The 17,803-nt window shown below is 66.6% G+C and carries 16 protein-coding genes; 8 read left to right on the top strand and 8 right to left on the bottom strand.

All coding sequences use genetic code 11. The features are described 5' to 3' along the window. Positions 1-327: 327 nt before the first annotated feature. Positions 328-1,224 carry a ParA family protein gene (locus tag P0D77_RS15635; RefSeq protein WP_277556035.1) on the top strand — a complete coding sequence of 299 codons (897 nt, stop codon included), beginning with the start codon at positions 328-330 and terminating at the stop codon, positions 1,222-1,224. Then, a complete protein-coding gene (locus tag P0D77_RS15640) occupies positions 1,224-1,670 on the top strand; it encodes a DUF7970 domain-containing protein (protein WP_277556036.1) in 447 nt (148 codons plus the stop codon). The genes P0D77_RS15635 and P0D77_RS15640 overlap by 1 nt, the downstream gene beginning before the upstream one ends. A gap of 231 nt (positions 1,671-1,901) precedes the next feature. Here the strand turns inward: P0D77_RS15640 and P0D77_RS15645 are convergent, their stop codons facing one another. After that, positions 1,902-2,138 (bottom strand): hypothetical protein, encoded by a 237-nt coding sequence (locus P0D77_RS15645; protein ID WP_277556037.1) that lies wholly within the window; start codon positions 2,136-2,138, stop codon positions 1,902-1,904. A gap of 307 nt (positions 2,139-2,445) precedes the next feature. On the opposite strand from P0D77_RS15645, the gene P0D77_RS15650 reads away from it, so the two are divergent. Both P0D77_RS15650 and P0D77_RS15655 read left to right on the top strand, forming a co-directional pair. Continuing rightward, positions 2,446-3,786 (top strand): hemolysin family protein, encoded by a 1,341-nt coding sequence (locus P0D77_RS15650; protein WP_277556039.1) that lies wholly within the window; start codon positions 2,446-2,448, stop codon positions 3,784-3,786. Positions 3,787-3,892: 106 nt separating this feature from the next. Continuing rightward, the gene (locus P0D77_RS15655) at positions 3,893-4,597 is read left to right on the top strand and encodes an endonuclease III domain-containing protein (protein WP_277556040.1); all 705 of its coding nucleotides are present in this window, start codon (positions 3,893-3,895) and stop codon (positions 4,595-4,597) included. 37 nt (positions 4,598-4,634) lie between these two features. Here the strand turns inward: P0D77_RS15655 and P0D77_RS15660 are convergent, their stop codons facing one another. Together P0D77_RS15660 and P0D77_RS15665 are read right to left on the bottom strand one after the other, a co-directional pair. Then, a complete protein-coding gene (locus P0D77_RS15660) occupies positions 4,635-5,600 on the bottom strand; it encodes a sodium:calcium antiporter (RefSeq protein ID WP_277556041.1) in 966 nt (321 codons plus the stop codon). Between the two features lie 90 nt (positions 5,601-5,690). Further along, positions 5,691-6,134: a universal stress protein gene (locus tag P0D77_RS15665; protein ID WP_277556042.1), complete on the bottom strand. Its 444-nt coding sequence runs from the start codon at positions 6,132-6,134 to the stop codon at positions 5,691-5,693. A 104-nt stretch (positions 6,135-6,238) separates the two neighbouring features. On the opposite strand from P0D77_RS15665, the gene P0D77_RS15670 reads away from it, so the two are divergent. Beyond that, positions 6,239-7,513: an RNA-guided endonuclease InsQ/TnpB family protein gene (locus P0D77_RS15670; protein ID WP_277556044.1), complete on the top strand. Its 1,275-nt coding sequence runs from the start codon at positions 6,239-6,241 to the stop codon at positions 7,511-7,513. Positions 7,514-7,568: 55 nt separating this feature from the next. Here P0D77_RS15670 and P0D77_RS15675 read toward each other — a convergent pair whose 3' ends face one another. Beyond that, a complete protein-coding gene (locus P0D77_RS15675; RefSeq protein ID WP_277556046.1) occupies positions 7,569-8,657 on the bottom strand; it encodes a sulfite exporter TauE/SafE family protein in 1,089 nt (362 codons plus the stop codon). A gap of 375 nt (positions 8,658-9,032) precedes the next feature. Between P0D77_RS15675 and P0D77_RS15680 the strand changes: the two genes are divergently transcribed. After that, on the top strand, positions 9,033-11,135 hold the full coding sequence (locus tag P0D77_RS15680) for an acetate--CoA ligase family protein (RefSeq protein WP_277556250.1): 2,103 nt from the start codon (positions 9,033-9,035) through the stop codon (positions 11,133-11,135). Beyond that, the gene (locus P0D77_RS15685) at positions 11,132-12,202 is read left to right on the top strand and encodes a phosphotransacetylase family protein (protein ID WP_277556047.1); all 1,071 of its coding nucleotides are present in this window, start codon (positions 11,132-11,134) and stop codon (positions 12,200-12,202) included. The genes P0D77_RS15680 and P0D77_RS15685 overlap by 4 nt, the downstream gene beginning before the upstream one ends. 89 nt (positions 12,203-12,291) lie before the next feature. On the opposite strand, the gene P0D77_RS15690 is transcribed toward P0D77_RS15685, so the two are convergent. The 4 genes from P0D77_RS15690 to P0D77_RS15705 form a co-directional block, all read right to left on the bottom strand. After that, a complete protein-coding gene (locus P0D77_RS15690) occupies positions 12,292-12,966 on the bottom strand; it encodes a DUF7546 family protein (protein ID WP_277556049.1) in 675 nt (224 codons plus the stop codon). Next, a complete protein-coding gene (locus tag P0D77_RS15695; protein WP_432764871.1) occupies positions 12,963-15,392 on the bottom strand; it encodes a heavy metal translocating P-type ATPase in 2,430 nt (809 codons plus the stop codon). The genes P0D77_RS15690 and P0D77_RS15695 overlap by 4 nt, the downstream gene beginning before the upstream one ends. Positions 15,393-15,499: 107 nt before the next feature. Further along, positions 15,500-16,273, bottom strand: coding sequence for a sulfite exporter TauE/SafE family protein (locus tag P0D77_RS15700; RefSeq protein WP_277556051.1), 774 nt, complete (start codon positions 16,271-16,273; stop codon positions 15,500-15,502). Between the two features lie 4 nt (positions 16,274-16,277). Beyond that, the gene (locus P0D77_RS15705; protein ID WP_277556053.1) at positions 16,278-16,475 is read right to left on the bottom strand and encodes a DUF8131 family protein; all 198 of its coding nucleotides are present in this window, start codon (positions 16,473-16,475) and stop codon (positions 16,278-16,280) included. Between the two features lie 107 nt (positions 16,476-16,582). On the opposite strand from P0D77_RS15705, the gene P0D77_RS15710 reads away from it, so the two are divergent. Continuing rightward, complete coding sequence (locus P0D77_RS15710) at positions 16,583-17,803, top strand: halocyanin domain-containing protein (protein ID WP_277556054.1); 1,221 nt, start codon at positions 16,583-16,585, stop codon at positions 17,801-17,803.

Below are 17,803 nucleotides of genomic sequence, written 5' to 3' on the forward strand. Positions count from 1 at the left end.
GTCGCTCATCTCGCTATCGTGCGGTCGCTGAGAGTCGTCAGGTCGCTGTAGTAGCAGGCTAATCTGATTCAGCTAAGGTAGCTATCGTAGGTATCTCAGGTGGCTATTCTACCTTAGGTGGCTTAGCAAAGGCAACTGTGCACGGTGAGACAGATGTCTTGCGTACCTTCTTTGCAGATGGCGCAAAAGCAGCGACCGAACGGCGGGCCGAAACGCGTTCCGTGGTTAACGGCGACGGGCCGGGGGAGCCAAGGAACCGACTCGAACGACGAGGCCACTGCCGGCCTCCGCGTTCAGTTCCGGCGGTGGGCCGCCGACGGTGACACCATGACCGAACACGAACCCGAACCTCGCGCGGTCGCGGTTGGCGTCCTGAAAGGGGGATTCGCCAAGACGACGACTGCGATCAATCTCGCACGCGAACTAGCATACAGAAACGAGTCTGCACTCGTCGTCGACCTCGACGACAACGGCCATATGACGCAGAACCTCGGATTCACCGAGGCGTACGAGGCCGAGACCAACCACGTCCACGAGGTCCTCCTCGACGAGGGCGACCCGCGGGAGGCTATCGTCGACGTCGTCGACGGACTCGACTTACTCCCCGCACACCAAGACCTGGAGGACGTCCAAACCCAGTTGAAGAACGCGATGGGCGGGTCGACGAGACTGAACACGCGCGTGGTCGAACCACTTCTCGGCGAGGAGTACGACTACATCGTCGTCGACTGTCCGGCGAACCAGGGGAAACTCAACGAGAACGCGCTGTACGCGACGAACAACCTCATCATCCCGGTTCGCCCCGAGACGGGCTACGACTCGGGTATCCACAACACGGTGAACCGACTGGTGAAGGAGGCGCGCCAGTACTTCGAGTTGGACATCCTCGCGGTCGTCCCCTCCGGACTTTCACAGCGACTCGACCAGGACCGCAGGGACCGTGCGCTGTTGGAGGAGATCAACTCGATGGGCATCGCCGACTCCGTCGTGCCGAACTTCTGCCGACTCAGCGACGAGGACTGGGCGGCCATCGACGACGGCTCGTACGACGGTCCCCTGCCGGGAATCCGCTACCGCTCGGCCATCGACGACGCGAACGACGCGGGACTCCCCCTTCGCGACTACGACGCGACGTGTGACCAACTCTCCTGTTACGACGAACTCGCGGGGATCGTCGAACGCGGCGGCGTCGTCCGCGAGACGCCCGAGGAGGTGACGCACTGATGGCGTTCGACGACCTCGATCAGGCCGAACAGGAGGAAGCACAACAGGACGCGACCGATATGGACGCGTCCGCGGGGTCCACCACGGAACCGGACGAGATGCCCCACGAACCGGACGCGGAACGCGACACAGACCGGCTAGACCGGGCGCAGACTGGTGGGTCGACCGTCGACGACACCCGTTCAGCGAGTGGATCGGTATCGGCAGACGCAAACGCACCGGCGTTTGGCTTCGAGGAGGCGAAACAGCGACCGCTGTATGCCAGGCAGTCCGCCTGGGACGAGTTCGAGGACGCCCTCGCCATCGATGTCGAGACGACGCTCCGTCGCAACGACGTGCGCGATGCACCCAAACGGGAACTCCACGACGCCGCACTTCGCGTCCTCGCGGACCACGCGGACGAGGTGGCCGACCGCGTCCTGCAAGAACGAGGCGTCGACCGGTAACTATCCAGACGGCACGCTGAAGATATATCGCATTTCGGTTTATAATCTGAACGCCCCGACGTGGCATCGCTGTCCAACGAGATACCTCACTCCAGAAACCGGCAGTCGAAGGTCTCGTGTACCCCGTTAGCCCGTTGCAGGCGGTGTGGTACTTCTGCGAGGTATTCGACGCGACCCAAGCCCCCGCGACACGATGGACACGGGCGGCCTGAAACGCGGTCCGGTGCGACGTTAGTTGTGACCGCCGCTCAGACTGGTCATCGGGGTCGCACCGGCGACGATCGCTCCGGTGGCCAAGACTGCGGCCGAGAGGACGACGAAGTCGCCACTCGGTGAGTACCCAGCAAGGCCTGCACCGACTTGCACGATGAAGACGGTGAGGAAGAAACTGGCAATCGCGAACAATAGCAAGACGATCGACGCGATAATACTACTGACTAATGCACCAAACGAATCAAGCAATCCCATTTGTTGATACCCTCCCGAATGTCGAGTGCCTGCGCCTGTTTATCACTTGGTTATTAACGCGGAGTATCCGTGTCAGTGTCATTTCGTCCGATGATCGATCAACTGTCGAAGGAGGTCGGTGTCGACTCCGGCTGCCGTCGACGTTCTGACACCTGTCTGTGATCACCGAGCGCGTCAGCGTGAACGACTGCGTGGCGGCGATCCGGTCGCTATGGGCATTGTCGGTCCTCGTGACGCAGGAAACGCCGTCCGCAAAATCTGATTCGCCACCCACCCTCTACAAGTATCCCCACGTCAGTCGTTGCGTATGGTCGATCTGATTTCTGTCGGCGGACTGATCCTCGCGTTCTTTCTCGTCTTTATGAACGGGGTCTTCGTCGCCGCGGAGTTCGCGTTCGTCAAGGTTCGACCGACCCACGTGGCGACGCTCGTCGACCGTGGCAAACCGGGAGCGGCGCTCGTGCAGGACGTCATCCGGAACCTCGACGGCTATCTGGCGGTCAGCCAACTCGGGATCACGCTCTCGTCGCTCGGCCTCGGGTGGATCGGCGAACCGGCGGTGGCGGCGCTCATCGACCCGGTCCTGGGGCAGTTTCTCCCGTCGGGGACGGTCCACCTCGTCGCCTTCGTCCTCGGATTCGGGTTCATCACGTTTCTCCACGTGGTGTTCGGCGAACTCGCGCCGAAGACGTTCGCGATTCAGGAGGCCACACGGATCGCACTCCTCGTCGCCCCACTGATGAAGTTCTTCTACTACGTGTTTATGCCCGGCATCATCGTCTTCAACGGGACGGCGAACTACTTCACCCGTCTCGCCGGCGTCTCCCCGGCGTCCGAGAGTGAGGAGAGTCACACCGAATCCGAGATTCGGATGATCCTCACCCGGTCGGAGGAGACGGGACACATCGACCTGGACGAGGTCGAGATGATCGAGAGCGTCTTCGAACTCGGGGATACGATCGCTCGTGAGGTGATGGTTCCGCGGCCAGACGTGGAAACCGTGACCGCCTCGCTGTCGCTCTCGGAACTCCGGTCCGTCGTCGCGACGGGGGCGTACACGCGCTACCTCGTCTTGGACGAGGACGGGAATCAGCCGCTCGGGTTCGTCCACGCGAAGGACATCCTCCGAGCGAGCGAGGCGGCGGACGAACAGGACGGTACGGACACGGCGGGCGATCTCGCACGACCCGTCCTCACGGTCCCGGAGACACGCCGGATCGACGCGATTCTCGCCGATTTCCAGACGCAAGGGGAGGGTCAGATGGCCGTCGTCGTCGACGAGTGGGGCGTCTTCGAGGGCATCGTGACTATCGAAGATATCCTTGAGGAGATCGTGGGCGACATCCAAGACGAGTTCGACACCGGGACCGAGGAGCCGTCGATCGAACGGAGAGACGACGGCGCGTACGTCGTCGACGGCGGCGTCACGATCCAGGATGTGAACGAGACGCTCGACGCTCGCTTCGAGAGCGACGACGTCGAGACGATCGGTGGGTTGGTCTTCAGTCGTCTTGGCAGAGTTCCCGAAGTGGGCGACACGGTCGAGGTGGCTGGGTACGTCCTCCAGGTCGAGGCCGTCGGCGACTCACGAATCGAACGGCTCGTGATCCAAGCGACACAGGCCGGTCCGGAGTCGGACGAGGAGTAGCGTCCGTGGCGGGGTCCGATGGACGTGAACCGCCCGGCCTGAGCCAGTTCCCGTCGCCATCGCCGCGGCCGCGCAATTGATACCCGAGACGCCCCGACCAGGCGCTATGTCGAGTCAGGACGCGGAGTGGGACGCCGATGCGGTGCGTCGTCTGCACGCTGACCTCGTCGAGTTGTACGGTCCTGTCGAATCGACCGACGCGCACGGCGCCGACGCTGACGCCGACCCCGCGGAGGGCGTCCGACAACTACTCACCACCATCCTCTCGCAGAACGTCGCCGACGCGAACACCGCCCGAGCCTCGGAGAGCCTCTTCTCCACCTACGACGACTTCGCCGACATCGAGGACGCCCCGCTGGAGGAACTGGCAGAGACCATCCGCGTCGCGGGCCTCGCCGAGACCAAAGCGACCCGCATCCAGCGTTCGCTCGCGGCGATCCGCGAGGAGACTGGTGGCGCGTACTCGCTGGCGTTCCTCGACGCGATGCCGACCGACGAGGCGAAGGCGTGGCTCACCGACATCAAAGGCATCGGTCCGAAGACAGCCAGCGTCGTCCTCAACTTCCACTTCGGGAAGCCGACGATGGCCGTCGATACGCACGTCGAACGCGTCTCCAAGCGGTTTGGACTCGTCCCCGACGCCGCGTCGAACGCTCGCGCACACGACGTGTTAGACGCGCTCGTTCCCGACGAGTTGATCTACCCGCTGCACGTCCTCCTCATCGAACACGGCCGCACGTACTGCAGCGCTCGCTCGCCTGACTGCGACAACCCGGTCTGCGAGCGGTACTGTGACTGCGAAGGCTGTTGACCAGACTTCCGAACGAATCCCGTCGCTACTCCGCCACTCAGCCGAGGAATCCGAGCGCCCACCTGACTACTTCTGACCCCGCGAACAGCGTCCCTTCGAGCCGAGAGAGCACCCGTCCGGTCCACAGCGCGGCCACCATCCCCACCGAGATGACCGCGAGCCACCCTACCGCCGTGAACGCGCTCTGACTGACCGATAGCGGGGAAACTATGGCGGCGATGCCGACGATGCCAGTCGCGTTGAACACGTTGCTCCCGACGACGTTGCCGACGGAGACGCCGAGACTGCCGCGACGTAGCGCCACAAGCGAGACGGCGAACTCCGGGGTCGAGGTGCCAGCGGCGACGATGGTCCCGCCGATCACCCACTCGGAGACGCCCGCGCCGCGGGCGAGCGCCGACGCCGCGAGCACGAGGCGGTCGCCGCTGACCAGGACGAGCGCCAACCCGACGACGAGCAACACGGCGTCGCGGCCGCGAGCGGGAATCCGCTCGGTGACGGCGGTCGTCGCCGCCTCGCCGGGCGAGTCGTCCGGCGACTCCGCCCCCCGACCCGTCCACAGCAAGAGCCCAGTGTAGGCGACGAACGCGGCGAGGAGCACCACCCCCTCGACGCGTGTGACGACCAGATCGGCGAGGACGGCGGCGACGGCGACGACACTCGCGAGGAGGACGACACCATCGCGACGGACGAGCGACTCCGAGATTGGGATCACTCGGAAGATGGCCACAACGCCGAGGATGAACGCGAGATTGTACACGTTCGACCCGAGGACGTTCGCCACTGCGATGTCGCCGAGCCCCTTCGCCGCGGCGTCGACGGAGACAGCCAACTCAGGGGTCGAGGTGCCGGCAGCGACGATGGTCAGTCCGATGACCAACTCCGAGAGTCCTACCCGGCGGGCCAGTCTGACGACGGCGTCGACCAACAGCCGTGCCCCGATCCAGAGGCCGACGACGCTCACACAGACGATGGCGATCTGAACTGCCGTGCCTCGGACCATACGCTCCAAATGCTCGGGCAGGAGTGACTTAGTTTCTCGTCCGCATATTGCGGCCGAGTCGCCGACTCCCTCCGAGCAGCGACGGATCGCTCAGTCGTCTGCGTCCCGTCCCGACACGGTGAGCACCGGTACGGGCGAGGAGCGAACGACCTTCTCGGTGACGCTGCCCATCAGATACCGGTCCAGGCCGCTTCGGCCGTGGGTGGCCATCACGACCGCGTCGGCGCCCGCCTCGTCGACGTAGTCGAGAATCTCGTCGACAGGCGTCCCCTCCCGGACCGCAGTGATGGCGTCGACGTCGTCGGGAAGCGTCGAACGCACGCGCTCGACGGACTCCTCGGCACGCTCTCGCTCGGCGTCCAGCCACGCCTCGGCGGCGATGCCCGAGGAGGGACTCTCGAAGCGATTGCGACTGTCGGCGACCGAGACGACGTGTACGGTCGCGTCGAAGGCCCGAGCCAGTTCGACAGCGTGGTCGACGGCGGCGTCCGTTCGCTCGCTTCCGTCCGTCGGCACCAACAGGTCCTCGTACATCGCGTCGGTGTTCACCCGCGAGCCTGAAAACGTCGGTGACTGCGACCTGCGGTGGCTCGCTGTCGCTGTGAACCGACTGCCGAGGGGGGCAGGCAGGCTTACGTATGGCGAATCAGGTCGTCACCCGCACCTACACTGCTTCCATCGGGAACCAGCAACAGGTGTCCGACGATCTTGATTCGCTCGGGTTCTCAGCCTCGAAACTCTGGAACGTCGGACGATGGGTCTGCGACCGAGTATGGTCTGAGATAGGCCACATTCCCGGTCACAACGAACTCACCGCCTACCTCAAGAGCCACGAACGCTATGATGACCTGCATTCTCAGTCAAGTCAGCGAGTTCTTGAAGAACTCGCTGAGGCGTTCAACGGCTGGTACGGCAAACGACACAACGGGGGCACGCGAGCGAACCCGCCCGGCTACCGCAAACACGGCGACGAACACCCGCGAAGCACGGTCACGTTCAAGAACAAGGGCTTCAAACTCGACACCGAATACGAGCGAGTACGACTCTCGAAGGGGTCAAACCTCAAAGAATACTGGTCTGACTTCATCCTCTGCGAGTACCAGACTCGACCCAACGTTGACCTCTCCACCGTGGAGAGCGTCCAACAGGTTCGGGCGGTCTGGACAGGTGATGGATGGGAACTTCACTTCGTCTGCAAAGTCGAAATCGAAGTGTCTGAGTCGCCCGGTGAGAAGACGGTGGGTGTTGACCTCGGCATCAACAACTTCGCCGCACTCGCCTACGAGGACGGCCACAGCGAACTGTACCCGCTCAATTGCCTGAAGCAGGACGACTACTACTTCAGCAAGCGAATCGCTCGCTGTGACGACTCGAACTCCGAGCAAGCGAATCGCTTGAACCAAAAGAAGTCGGCTCGTCGCACCCACTACTTCCATACACTCTCCAAGCACATCGTTCGGCGATGTGTTGACGAAGAAGTTGGAACGATTGTGGTGGGTGACCTCGCCGGTATTCGCGAGGATGAGGAGAACGGTGAGTCGAAGAACTGGGGTAAGCACGGCAACCTCGACTTGCACTCGTGGGCGTTCGATCGATTCATCTCGATGCTTGCGTATAAATCCGAGATGGAAGGCGTCACGGTTGAGCGAGTGTCTGAGCGAGATACGTCGAAGTCGTGTTCGTGCTGTGGTCGTACACGGAAAGCGAACCGTGTTGAACGTGGGTTGTACGTGTGCGACGAGTATGGTACGGTGGCGAATGCGGACGTGAACGGTGCTGAGAACATTCGGCAGAAAGTATCTCCGAATCCTCACGGAGAGGATAGGAGTAACGGCTGGTTGGCACAGCCATCGACGTTCTTGTTTGACAAGGAAACTGGTGCGTTCGCACCTCAAGAACAGGTCACGTCGTAAACCACAATCTCCCAACGGCGGTCGGGAATCCTCGCCCTTCAGGGCGGGGAGGATGTCAAGCGATGCCGGCGGCCATCCCGAACAGCGCCACTGCGATGATCGCGAACAGGACGCCGACGCCGGACTTGATCGTCGAGGTGTCGACGGCGGTGGAGACGTACGGTGCGATCTGACCGCCGATGACAGTCGCGGGGACGGTGAACACGACCATGTTCCACGGGATGTTCTGCAGCGACAGCGCGTGTCCGAAGTCGACGAACGCGCCGCCGAACACGTGGACGAGCGACGCGATGACGGCTGTGACGGCGACGACGATGTGGTTCGTCCCGATGGCGATGCGGACCGGCACGTCAGTCCGCAGCATCGAGATGATGCCGAGTTCGCCGATGCCGAAGCCCGCCAGCCCTTGGAACGCGCCGCCGACACTGTAGTTGCCGAACCGTTCGAGGTAGCCCGAGCGCTCGTAGGTGTACTCGTTGCCGTCGTTGTCGACGCGGGTGACGACGCCGTCGGCGTCTGTCTCGACGCCCGCGGGACCAGGTTTGGCGGCGTCGTTCGGGAGGTCGGCGTTGCCGCCGTCGGCGGCCGTCCCATCGGCGTCGGCGCTGTCGTCGTCGGCGTGGTCGCCGTGGCCGAGGTCGGCGGAGAACAGCAGGTACGACGCCGCCAACAGCGCCAGTCCGAGCAGGGCGTAGAACACCGTCTCGGGGATGACGAACGACGCCAGCGCACCCCCGACGACGAACGGCAGGCCGCCGCCGACGAGCGTGAGCGCGAGTTTCCGGTCGACGAGGCCGTACCGGACGAACGCCAGCGCGGAACTCGACAGGCCGAACGACTCGCTGACGAGGCCAACGAGTACGATCTCAGATGGTGATAGTGGCTGTGCGACTAACGGGAACAGGAAGATCAGGAATGGGACGAACAGCGCGGACCCACTGATCCCGACCGTGTTGACAATGGTCGCTCCGAGCATGAACACCGGGAGCAGCCACCAGTATTCGAGCCAGTATCCCGCTGCGGCGTCGGCGGGTGTCGGCGCGGCGAGGAAGACGCCGGCCACGAACACCACCGGTGCCGTCAGTACGAACAGGAGTTGATACCGTAGGAACGTCTCGACGAGTTCGTCGGTCGTGGATGCCATTGTACGATCTGGTAGGATGAGACCCGGACGGGACGGTGCGTGTCCGGTACGGGTAGTGTCGGTACCCGCTACTGCAGATGGTTGGCCACTTAACCCGTGGGATTTTGACGCGTTGCGGTTAATGTGACCGAGTCGCACAGATCCTGTCAGCGACCGTTCGTCTCACGGCCCTCAGCGACTCGGAACTGTCGAGAGGTTCTTGTGAGGGCCGGACGAACCGCCGGACGGAACGATGCTCCAAAGACGTGTACTGGACCGTAGTAACGGGCCGTCCGGCGGGGCTCGCTGTCGGACGCCCGCAGGCGGTCCACGCCGGAGGTGGTGCCGATGACACCCGGTACCGACGCCGAGGTCGACGTGGAGCGAGGGGCCGACGTGTCGACGCTCGCTGGCCTGTTCGCGCCCGACCGCGTCGCCGTCGTCGGCGCGACAGAACGGGAGGGGTCGGTGGGGCGCGCCGTCACCGAGAACCTCCTCGATAGATTCGACGGGGCGGTCATCCCGGTGAACCCCAAACGCGAGACGGTGCTCGGGACGCCGTGCGTCGCGTCCGTCGCCGAGGCGGACCCGGATATGGCGGTCGTCGCCGTCCCGCCTGGTGCGGTGCTCGACGTCGTTCGTGAGTGCGGGGAAGCCGGCGTGCAGAACGTCGTCGTTCTTACCGCTGGCTTCGGCGAGACGGGCGCGGAGGGGGCCGACCGTGAGCGCCAACTGCGCGGGGTCGCCGCCGAGTACGACCTCAACGTGGTCGGGCCGAACAGCCTCGGCGTGATGTCGAGTCCGGTCGGTCTCAACGCGACGTTCGGGCCCGATGCGCCGCCGGAGGGCGGCGTCTCCTTCATGAGTCAGTCGGGCGCGTTCGTCACTGCCGTCGTCGACTGGGCGGCCGACGCCGGACTCGGCTTCAAAGACGTCGTCTCGCTGGGCAACAAGGCCGTCCTCGACGAGACCGACTTCGTGCGAGCGTGGGGGAACGACCCGGACACGGACGTGGTCGTCGGCTACCTCGAGAGCATCGTCGACGGCCGCGCGTTCGTCGACGCCGCCCGCGAGACCACCGACGACACGCCCGTCGTCGTCGTGAAGTCCGGGCGCACCGACGCCGGCGCACAGGCCGCGTCCAGTCACACGGGCGCCATTGCCGGCTCAGACCGCGCGTACGAGGCGGGACTGGACGCCGCGGGCGTCCTCCGCGCCGAGTCCGTGCAGGAACTGTTCGACGCCGCGCGTGCGCTCGCGGGCGGTGACGTGCCCGAATCCAACGGCGTCGCGGTCGTCACCAACGCCGGCGGTCCGGGCGTGATGGCGACCGACGCCGTCGGCGACGCCGAGCGCCTCTCGCTGGCGAGTTTCACCGACGAGACGGTCGACCGTCTCGCCGAGGAACTGCCCGACGAGGCGAACGTGTACAACCCCGTCGACGTCATCGGCGACGCACCAGTCGAGCGGTTCCGCACGGCCATCGACATCGCACTCGAAGACCCGAACGTCGGCGCGGCGGTCGTCATCACTGCACCGACGGCGACGCTCGACTTCGGCGAACTCGGCGAGGCAATCGCCGAGTCGACCGACGACCACGGCGTCCCGACCGCCGCCTGTCTGATGGGCGGCGGTCGCCTCGAAGACGCCCGTCAGGTGCTCCGGGAACGAGGCATTCCGTCGTACTTCGACCCAGCGCGCGCCGTGGGTGGCCTGGAGTCACTGGCGGAGTACCGCGAGGTTCGGGGCCGGTCGTACCCCGACCCGGAGCCAGTCGACGCCGACCGCGAGCGGGTGCGTGAGATCCTCGAGACCGTCGAGGATCGGTCTGACAACCGCCTGGGCGTCGAAGCGATGGAGATCCTCGACGCCTACGGTGTGCCGACGCCCGAAGGCGCAGTCGTCGACGACCCCGCCGAGGCGCAGGCGGTCGCCGAGGATATCGGCGAGGAGGTGGTGATGAAGATCGTCAGCCCGGACATCCTCCACAAGTCCGACATCGGCGGCGTGAAGGTTGGCGTCCCGGTCGACGAGGTCGACGACGCCTACGAGGACCTGATCGCTCGCGCACGCAACTACCAGCCTGACGCGACGATCCTTGGCGTACAGGTGCAGGAGATGCTGGATCTGGACGCTGGCGTCGAGACCATCGTCGGGAGCCACCGCGACCCGCAGTTCGGCCCGCTCGTGATGTTCGGGCTGGGCGGCGTGTTCGTGGAGATTATGGAAGACACCACCTTCCGGCTGGCGCCCGTGGGGAGCGACGCGGCCAAAGAGATGACCGAAGATATCGACGCTGCGCCGCTGTTGCGCGGCGCTCGCGGTCGCGACCCGGTCGACATCGACGGCGTCACCGACGCGGTCCGTCGCGTCTCGCAGTTGGTCGCAGACTTCCCGAGTATCGTCGAACTGGACGTGAACCCACTGGTCGCGACGCCCGACGGGGTCCGGGCCGTCGACCTCAGACTCACCGTCGACCCCGAGGAGTTGGAGCAATGAACCCGCTACTCGTCACATCGACCGCAGAGAGCACCGGCAAGACGGCCATCACCCTCGCGCTCGCACGCATCGCCGCCGACCGCGGACAGTCCGTCGGCTATATGAAACCGAAGGGCACGCGCCTCCAGAGCGTCGTCGGCAAGACGCTCGACGAGGACCCGATGCTCGCTCGGGAACTGCTCGGCACCGACGCCGAGATGCACGAGATGGAACCCGTCGTCTACTCGCCCACCTTCATCGAGGGGGCAATCCGTGGTCGGGAGGACCCCGAGGAACTCCACGAGCGGATCAAACAGGCGTACGACGACCTCGCGACCGACCGCGACGCGATGTTCGTCGAGGGCGGCGGCGACGTGCGCACCGGCGGCGTCGTCGACCTGACCGACCCCGACGTGGCCGACCTGCTCGACGCACAGGTACTGCTCGTCGCCGAGTACGACGAACCTGGCGACGTGGACGACGTGCTCGCGGCGGTCGACGACATCGGACCGGACCGACTCGCTGGCGTCCTGTTCAACCGTGTCGGCGACGCCGTCCACGACGACGTCGAGAAAGACGTCGCGCCGTTCCTGCACGCTCGCGGCGTCGATACGATCGGCGTCCTGCCGGCGGAGCCCGAACTGTCGGGCGTCTCCGTGTCGACGCTGGCGAACGAACTCGGCGCAGAGGTACTCGTCGAAGGCGACGACGACGCACTCGTCCAGCGGTTTATGGTCGGCGCGATGGGCGCCGAGGAGGCGCTTCGGCACTTCCGCCGGGCCCGCGACGCCGCGGTCATCACCGGCGGCGACCGCGCGGACATCGCCACCGCCGCCGTCGAGGCCAACAGCGTCACCTGTCTCGTCCTCACGGGCGGTCACCGCCCCCCGGGGTCGGTGCTCGGAAAGGCGAAGGAGGCCGGTGTCCCGGTGCTGTCCGTGCCCGGTGACACGCTCACGACCGTCGACCGCGCCGAAGACGTCATCCGCAGCGGCCGGACCCGTGACGCACGGACGGTCGAGGTGATGGGCGACCTGCTCACGAAGAACGCCGACGTGGACGCGCTGATCGGAAGCGACCCGGAGTAATCACGGCCGGCGGCTGAACGCGGGATCGGTGTCGGACCGCTTCCGCTGTGACGACGGTCGTAGTCGTCGCTCTCCCGCCGCTGCTGTTCTCACTTGATAGTCGGCCGAACGGTCAACACCGCCACGGAAAGGACGTACGCGACTGTCGCGAGCAGGTAGGTGTCGCCGCCAGCGACGGGTACGCTCCCGAGTCCGAGTCCGACGCCGCCGAGCGCACTCCCGACCGCGGCGACGACCGGCAGCGCACAACTCGCACACGACCCGAGCGCGATGAGTCCGGCAGCGCCCGCGGACGTCCCGTACTCGGCCACGTCGCGGACGGCCAGCGAGACGAGATACGCCAGTGCCGCGTAGCCGACCGCCTGATACGGGAACAGAAACAGCGAGACGAAACTCCCCTGATAGCGGAGCATCGGCCCCCACCACGGCGGGAGCGTCAGTACGTCGACCCCGGCGGCCGCGCCCGACGTGACGCCGATAGCGCCGGTGAACCACCCGAGTACGAGGCCGTAGCCGATACCGACGAGAGCGGCGATCAAACGGACGCGCGGCCCGGAACTCGGTCGCTCGGCGTGGCGAACCCCGATGACGGCGGCGGTGACCCAGACGAACGGAATCGCGAGCGTCCGCGGCGACGCTAGGCCTGCGTCCGTCGCCACCAGGTACGCAAGCGCCAGCGCCGACTGGGCTCCGAGCGCGAACACCGCGGTCCTGAGGTACGCCGACGGCGACCCGACCGAGAACTGTGCGGCCAGTCGGTTCACGCCGGCTCACCTCCGTCCACGGCGTCAGCCGAGTCCTCGCCGTCGCCGACGGTCGGGCCGAGCGTTCGTGCGGAGTTGCCGACGACGAGCAGACTCGACGCGGCCATCGCCACGGCCGCGAGCAACGGTGTCACGACGCCCAGCACGGCCGCGGGGAGGGCGATCAGGTTGTAGAGGAACGCCCACGCGAGATTCTCGCGGACGCGCCGCCGGGTCGCCGCCAGCGTGTCGAGCGCCCGGTCGACCGACCTGAGGTCGCGGCCAACGAGGACGGCGTCTGCGGCGTCGGCGGCCAACTCCGTCCCCGACGCGACTGCGATGCCGAGGTCCGCCGCCGCGAGTGCGGGGGCGTCGTTACTCCCGTCGCCGACCATCGCGACCGTGCCGGACTCGCGGAGGCGGCGAACCGTCTCCGTCTTCGCCTCCGGCGGGAGGCCGGCGTACACCTCGTCGACGCCGTCGTCGTCGCGGAAGCGGTCGGCCGCCGGCCCCTCGTCGCCGGTGAGGACGACCACACGCCGGTCTTCACTGAGCGCCGAGACCGCCTCACGCCAGCCAGGGCGGGGGTCGTCGCCCGCGACGAGGACGCCGCGAACCGCGCCCGCCCAGCCGACGTACGCGGCGAGGTGGCCGTCGGCCTCGGCGGCGTCGTAGCGGTCCCGGAGGTTGCTCGGAACGTCGACATCCGCGGCGTCGAACAGCGACTCGCCGCCGACCGTGACCTGCGGGCCGCCGTCGACGACGGCGGAGACGCCGCGACCGGGGTGGGTCTCGAAGTCCGTGACGGTCGAACTGGGGCCGAACGCCGACGGCGCGTCGGCCGCGGCGTCGACGACGGCAGCGGCAACGGGGTGGTCCGAGCGTGCCTCGACGGCCGCGGCGCGCCCGAGCAGTTCTCCGCGCGCTATCCCGTCGGCGGGTGCGACGTCTCGGATCGCCATCTCGCCGGTCGTGAGCGTCCCCGTCTTGTCGAGTGCGACCACGTCGACGGCGGTGGCCTTCTCGACGGCGCTCCCGTCGGTCAACACGACGCCGTCCGCGAGCAACGAGCGCGTTCCGGCGGCGATGGCGAGCGGCGTCGCCAGGCCCAGCGCACACGGACACGAGACGACCAGCACCGCGAGGCCAGTGAGTAGCGCGGCCGTCGGCGGCGACCCCAGCAGGAGGTGAACGGCGAACGCGAGCAGTCCGAGGACGAGCACTACGGGGACGAATATCGTCGCCAACGCGTCGGCCAACTGCTGGGGCGCGCCCTCGCCGCGAACGTCCCACAGCAGCGAGACGACGCGGTCGAGCGTACGCTCGGCCCCGTCGTCGGCCTCGACGACCAGTCGCCCGTCGGAGACGACGGTCCCACCGCGAACGGTCGCGCCGGGAGCCTTCCGCACCGGCAGCGACTCGCCCGTGACGAGCGATTCGTCGACGGCGGCGGTCCCCTCGCGAATCGTTCCGTCAACGGGGACGCGTTCGCCCGACCGGACGACGACGCGGTCACCACCGGCTATCGCGTCGACCGAAACTGTCTCCGTGCCGTCGTCGGTGACGAGGCGGGCCTCGTCGACGCGGTCGCGCGTAAGATTGGTCAACTCACCGACGGCGCGGCGTTTGATCCGCTCTTCGTAGTACGTACCGACAGTGACGGCCATAATCACGACGACGGTTACGTCGAAGTACACCTCGATCCGACCGACCAGTATCGCGAGCGTGCTGTAGAGGTACGCGGTGGTCGCCGCGAGGGTGACGAGCAAGTCCATGTTCGGCTGACGGGTCCGGACGGCGACGTACGCGCCGCGGAGCAACGGCGCGCCCGTGTAGCCGAGGACGACGGTCGCAGACACCCAGACGTTCGCGAGCAGGAACGCTCCCGCGCTGCCGCCCAAGTCGAACAACAGCGCTTCCGGTGGCAGTCCGAAGTACGTCGGGTACAAGAACAGGACGTACCACAGCATTGCCATCATCCCGAAGAAGCCGCCGACGAGGAGACGGCCAATGGTGTCGTCGTCGTCGCGTACGCCGTCTGCGTCGGTCGTCGGTGTCGCCGCGTAGCCGACGCCCGCGACGCTGTCGGCGACCACGTTCGGGTCGGTCCGTTCGGGGTCGTAGTGGACCCGCATTGCGTCGGCAGGGAAGTTGGCGTCCGCCGCGGCGACGCCGTCGACGCCGTCCGCTCTGCCCTCTAGGAACGCCTCACAACTAGCGCAGTGCATCCCGTCGACGCGGAGGTACGCCGTCTCTGCGTCCTCGGGCACGGTCTGTGCGGTCGCCTCGTCGGCGTCCCTGCCACGAACCGTCGTCCGGGCTTCCTCGGCGTCGACGGCGGCCGGGTCGTCGAGCGTTCGCGCGACCTCCAGACAGCCGCGACAGCAGAACTCACCGGCTACGTCGCCGTCGGCGACGGGCGATTTGGGGGTCGAAAGCCCACACAGCGTACACCCGTCGTCAGCAGTGTCACCGTCTCGGACGTCGTCGCGGGTGGTGTCGCCGCTGTCGGTGTCGTCGTAGGTATCGTCGCCGACGCCGTCGACTGCACCGCTCACGGCGTGGGCACCTCGGCGTAGTGCGGCAGGTGGACCATCGGGACGGGGACGCCGAGGAGGCCGAGGCCGTGCAACAGCGGTAACAGTCCCAACAGCAGGAACGCGCCACCGAGCGCCCGGTGGACGTGGTCGCGCGTTGAGGCCGGGATGGCAGTGAGGACGGTCGCGTACCCGACCATCGCGGGCGCGGTGCCGACGCCTAGCGCACCGAGTGCGAGTGCGCCCGCCGTCGGCGACCCGCGTGCGAGCGCGTACAAGTACGCCGGATACAGTAACGGACACGGGAGTAGCGCGTGGACGGACCCGAGAAGCGCGATTTTGGGACCGTCGGCCCACGCGTCGGCCCGGTCGGCAGCGGTGCGCGAGATGCGTGCGAACACCGTCGAGACACCGGGAATCGGGAGCCGTCCGGGATCGAGCGGTCGCCCGCGGAGATAGCCCGCACCGACGACGAGGACGACGCCACCGGCGACGACGCCCGCGACGCCGCGGACGATGTCTGCGCCCGCGAGCAGGCTCCCACCGGAGATGGCGGCTCCACCGACCGCACCGAGCACAGCGCCGATGAGCGCGTACGTCCCGACGCGACCGAGCGTGAGCAGCCCCTGCTGTCGCACGTCGTGGAGCGTCACTCGGCCGTCGCTATCGGCGGGCTGACCGGCGTACGCGGTCACGAGCGGCCCGCACATCCCTAGGCAGTGTGCACCGCCGAGGAGTCCGACGAGGAAGAACGCACCTAGCTCGACTGCTCCGGCAAAGCCAGCGACCATTCCCTCAGTAGGCGTCTGCAGCCGAGTGGTCGTCGCTCGCCTCCTCGTGTGGACTGAACGCGATGTACAGGGCGGCGACGGTGATGGCGACCGAGACGGTGGACACCACCGCCTCGTAGAGCGCACCGGCGCCGAAGAGTGTGTACGCCCACAGCGGAACGAGAACAGTGAGTGCGAGCGCGAGTAGCGTTCGAGGTGTCATATTCTCACACCGAGATACGAAGTGGGAAATAAATTCGGGTCCGTTGGTTCTCAGTTACTGGGAAGGGAGTGGGTTTTATTTGCGATTCGAAAAGACGACCGAAAGTAATGGCACAGCAGTCAACTGATTCCTCAGGACCGACTCGCCGTCGCGTGTTGGCGACCGGGGTCGCAGCCGCGAGCGGAGCGCTTCTCGGGAGCGCCGCGCCGGCGGCGGCCCAGTCCGGCACCGACTTCGATGGCTGGTTCGACGGCGTCGCCAACTACGACGGCGTCGTCGACCGGACGGGTCAGTCCGAGGTGACCGTCGAGGTCGGCGTCGAGAACGGCGACGGCCCGTACGGCTTCGGCCCGGCGGCAGTTCGGGTTGACCCGGGGACAACCGTCACCTGGGAGTGGAACGGCCAGGGTGGATCGCACAACGTCGTCGCGGACGACGGCTCCTTCCAGTCGGAGTTGGTGTCGGAGGCCGGTCACACCTTCAGCCAAACATTCGACTCCGAGGGCGTCTACAAGTATCTCTGTCAGCCACACGAGGCGCTCGGAATGAAGGGTGCCGTCGTCGTCGGCGGTGGCGGCGGCAGTTCGTCGGTGTCGGAACCGGACTTCGGTGGCTGGTTCAGCGACGTCGCGAACTACTCGAGTACGGTCGACAGGCGGGGCGAGTCCGAGGTGTCCGTCGAAGTCGGCGTCGAGAACGGCGGCGGCCCGTACGGCTTCGGGCCCGCGTCGGTCCGGGTCGACCCGGGGACGACCGTCACCTGGGAGTGGAACGGCCAGGGCGGGTCACACAACGTCGTCGCCGAGAACGGCTCCTTCGAGTCCGAACTGGTCGCGGAGGCGGGGCACACGTTCAGCCACACCTTCGAGAGCGAGGGTGTGTACACGTACTACTGCCAGCCACACGAGGCGCTCGGGATGAAGGGTGCCGTCGTCGTCGGCAATGTCGGCGGTGGTGGCGGTGGGTCCACGGGCGGTGACGGCGGCGAGGCGTCGGGTGAGTCCGGCGGTCTCCTGTCGTTGTTCGTTCCCGACGAGTTCATCGGGTGGCTCGTCCTCCTCGTCGGCGGTTCGACGGGCATTGCCATCGCGAGCGTCCTCGGCGGCGAGGCGTACACCGCCTATCAACACCACGCGGACGCAGAGGAGGCCTACGTCCGAGAGCAGTCGGTCGAGGCCACTGCGGAGGAAGCGGAGGTCGAACTCGACGAGGGGTACGACCCGGTCGGGACGGCCGCGCTCGTCGTGGGCTACTTCGTGTTGATCGCCGCGCTCTGGGCGTTCATGTACTTCGTCGAATTCATCGGCGGTCCGACTATCACTGGGTAA

The organism is Halobaculum limi, assembly GCF_029490015.1.
Taxonomy (GTDB): domain Archaea; phylum Halobacteriota; class Halobacteria; order Halobacteriales; family Haloferacaceae; genus Halobaculum; species Halobaculum limi.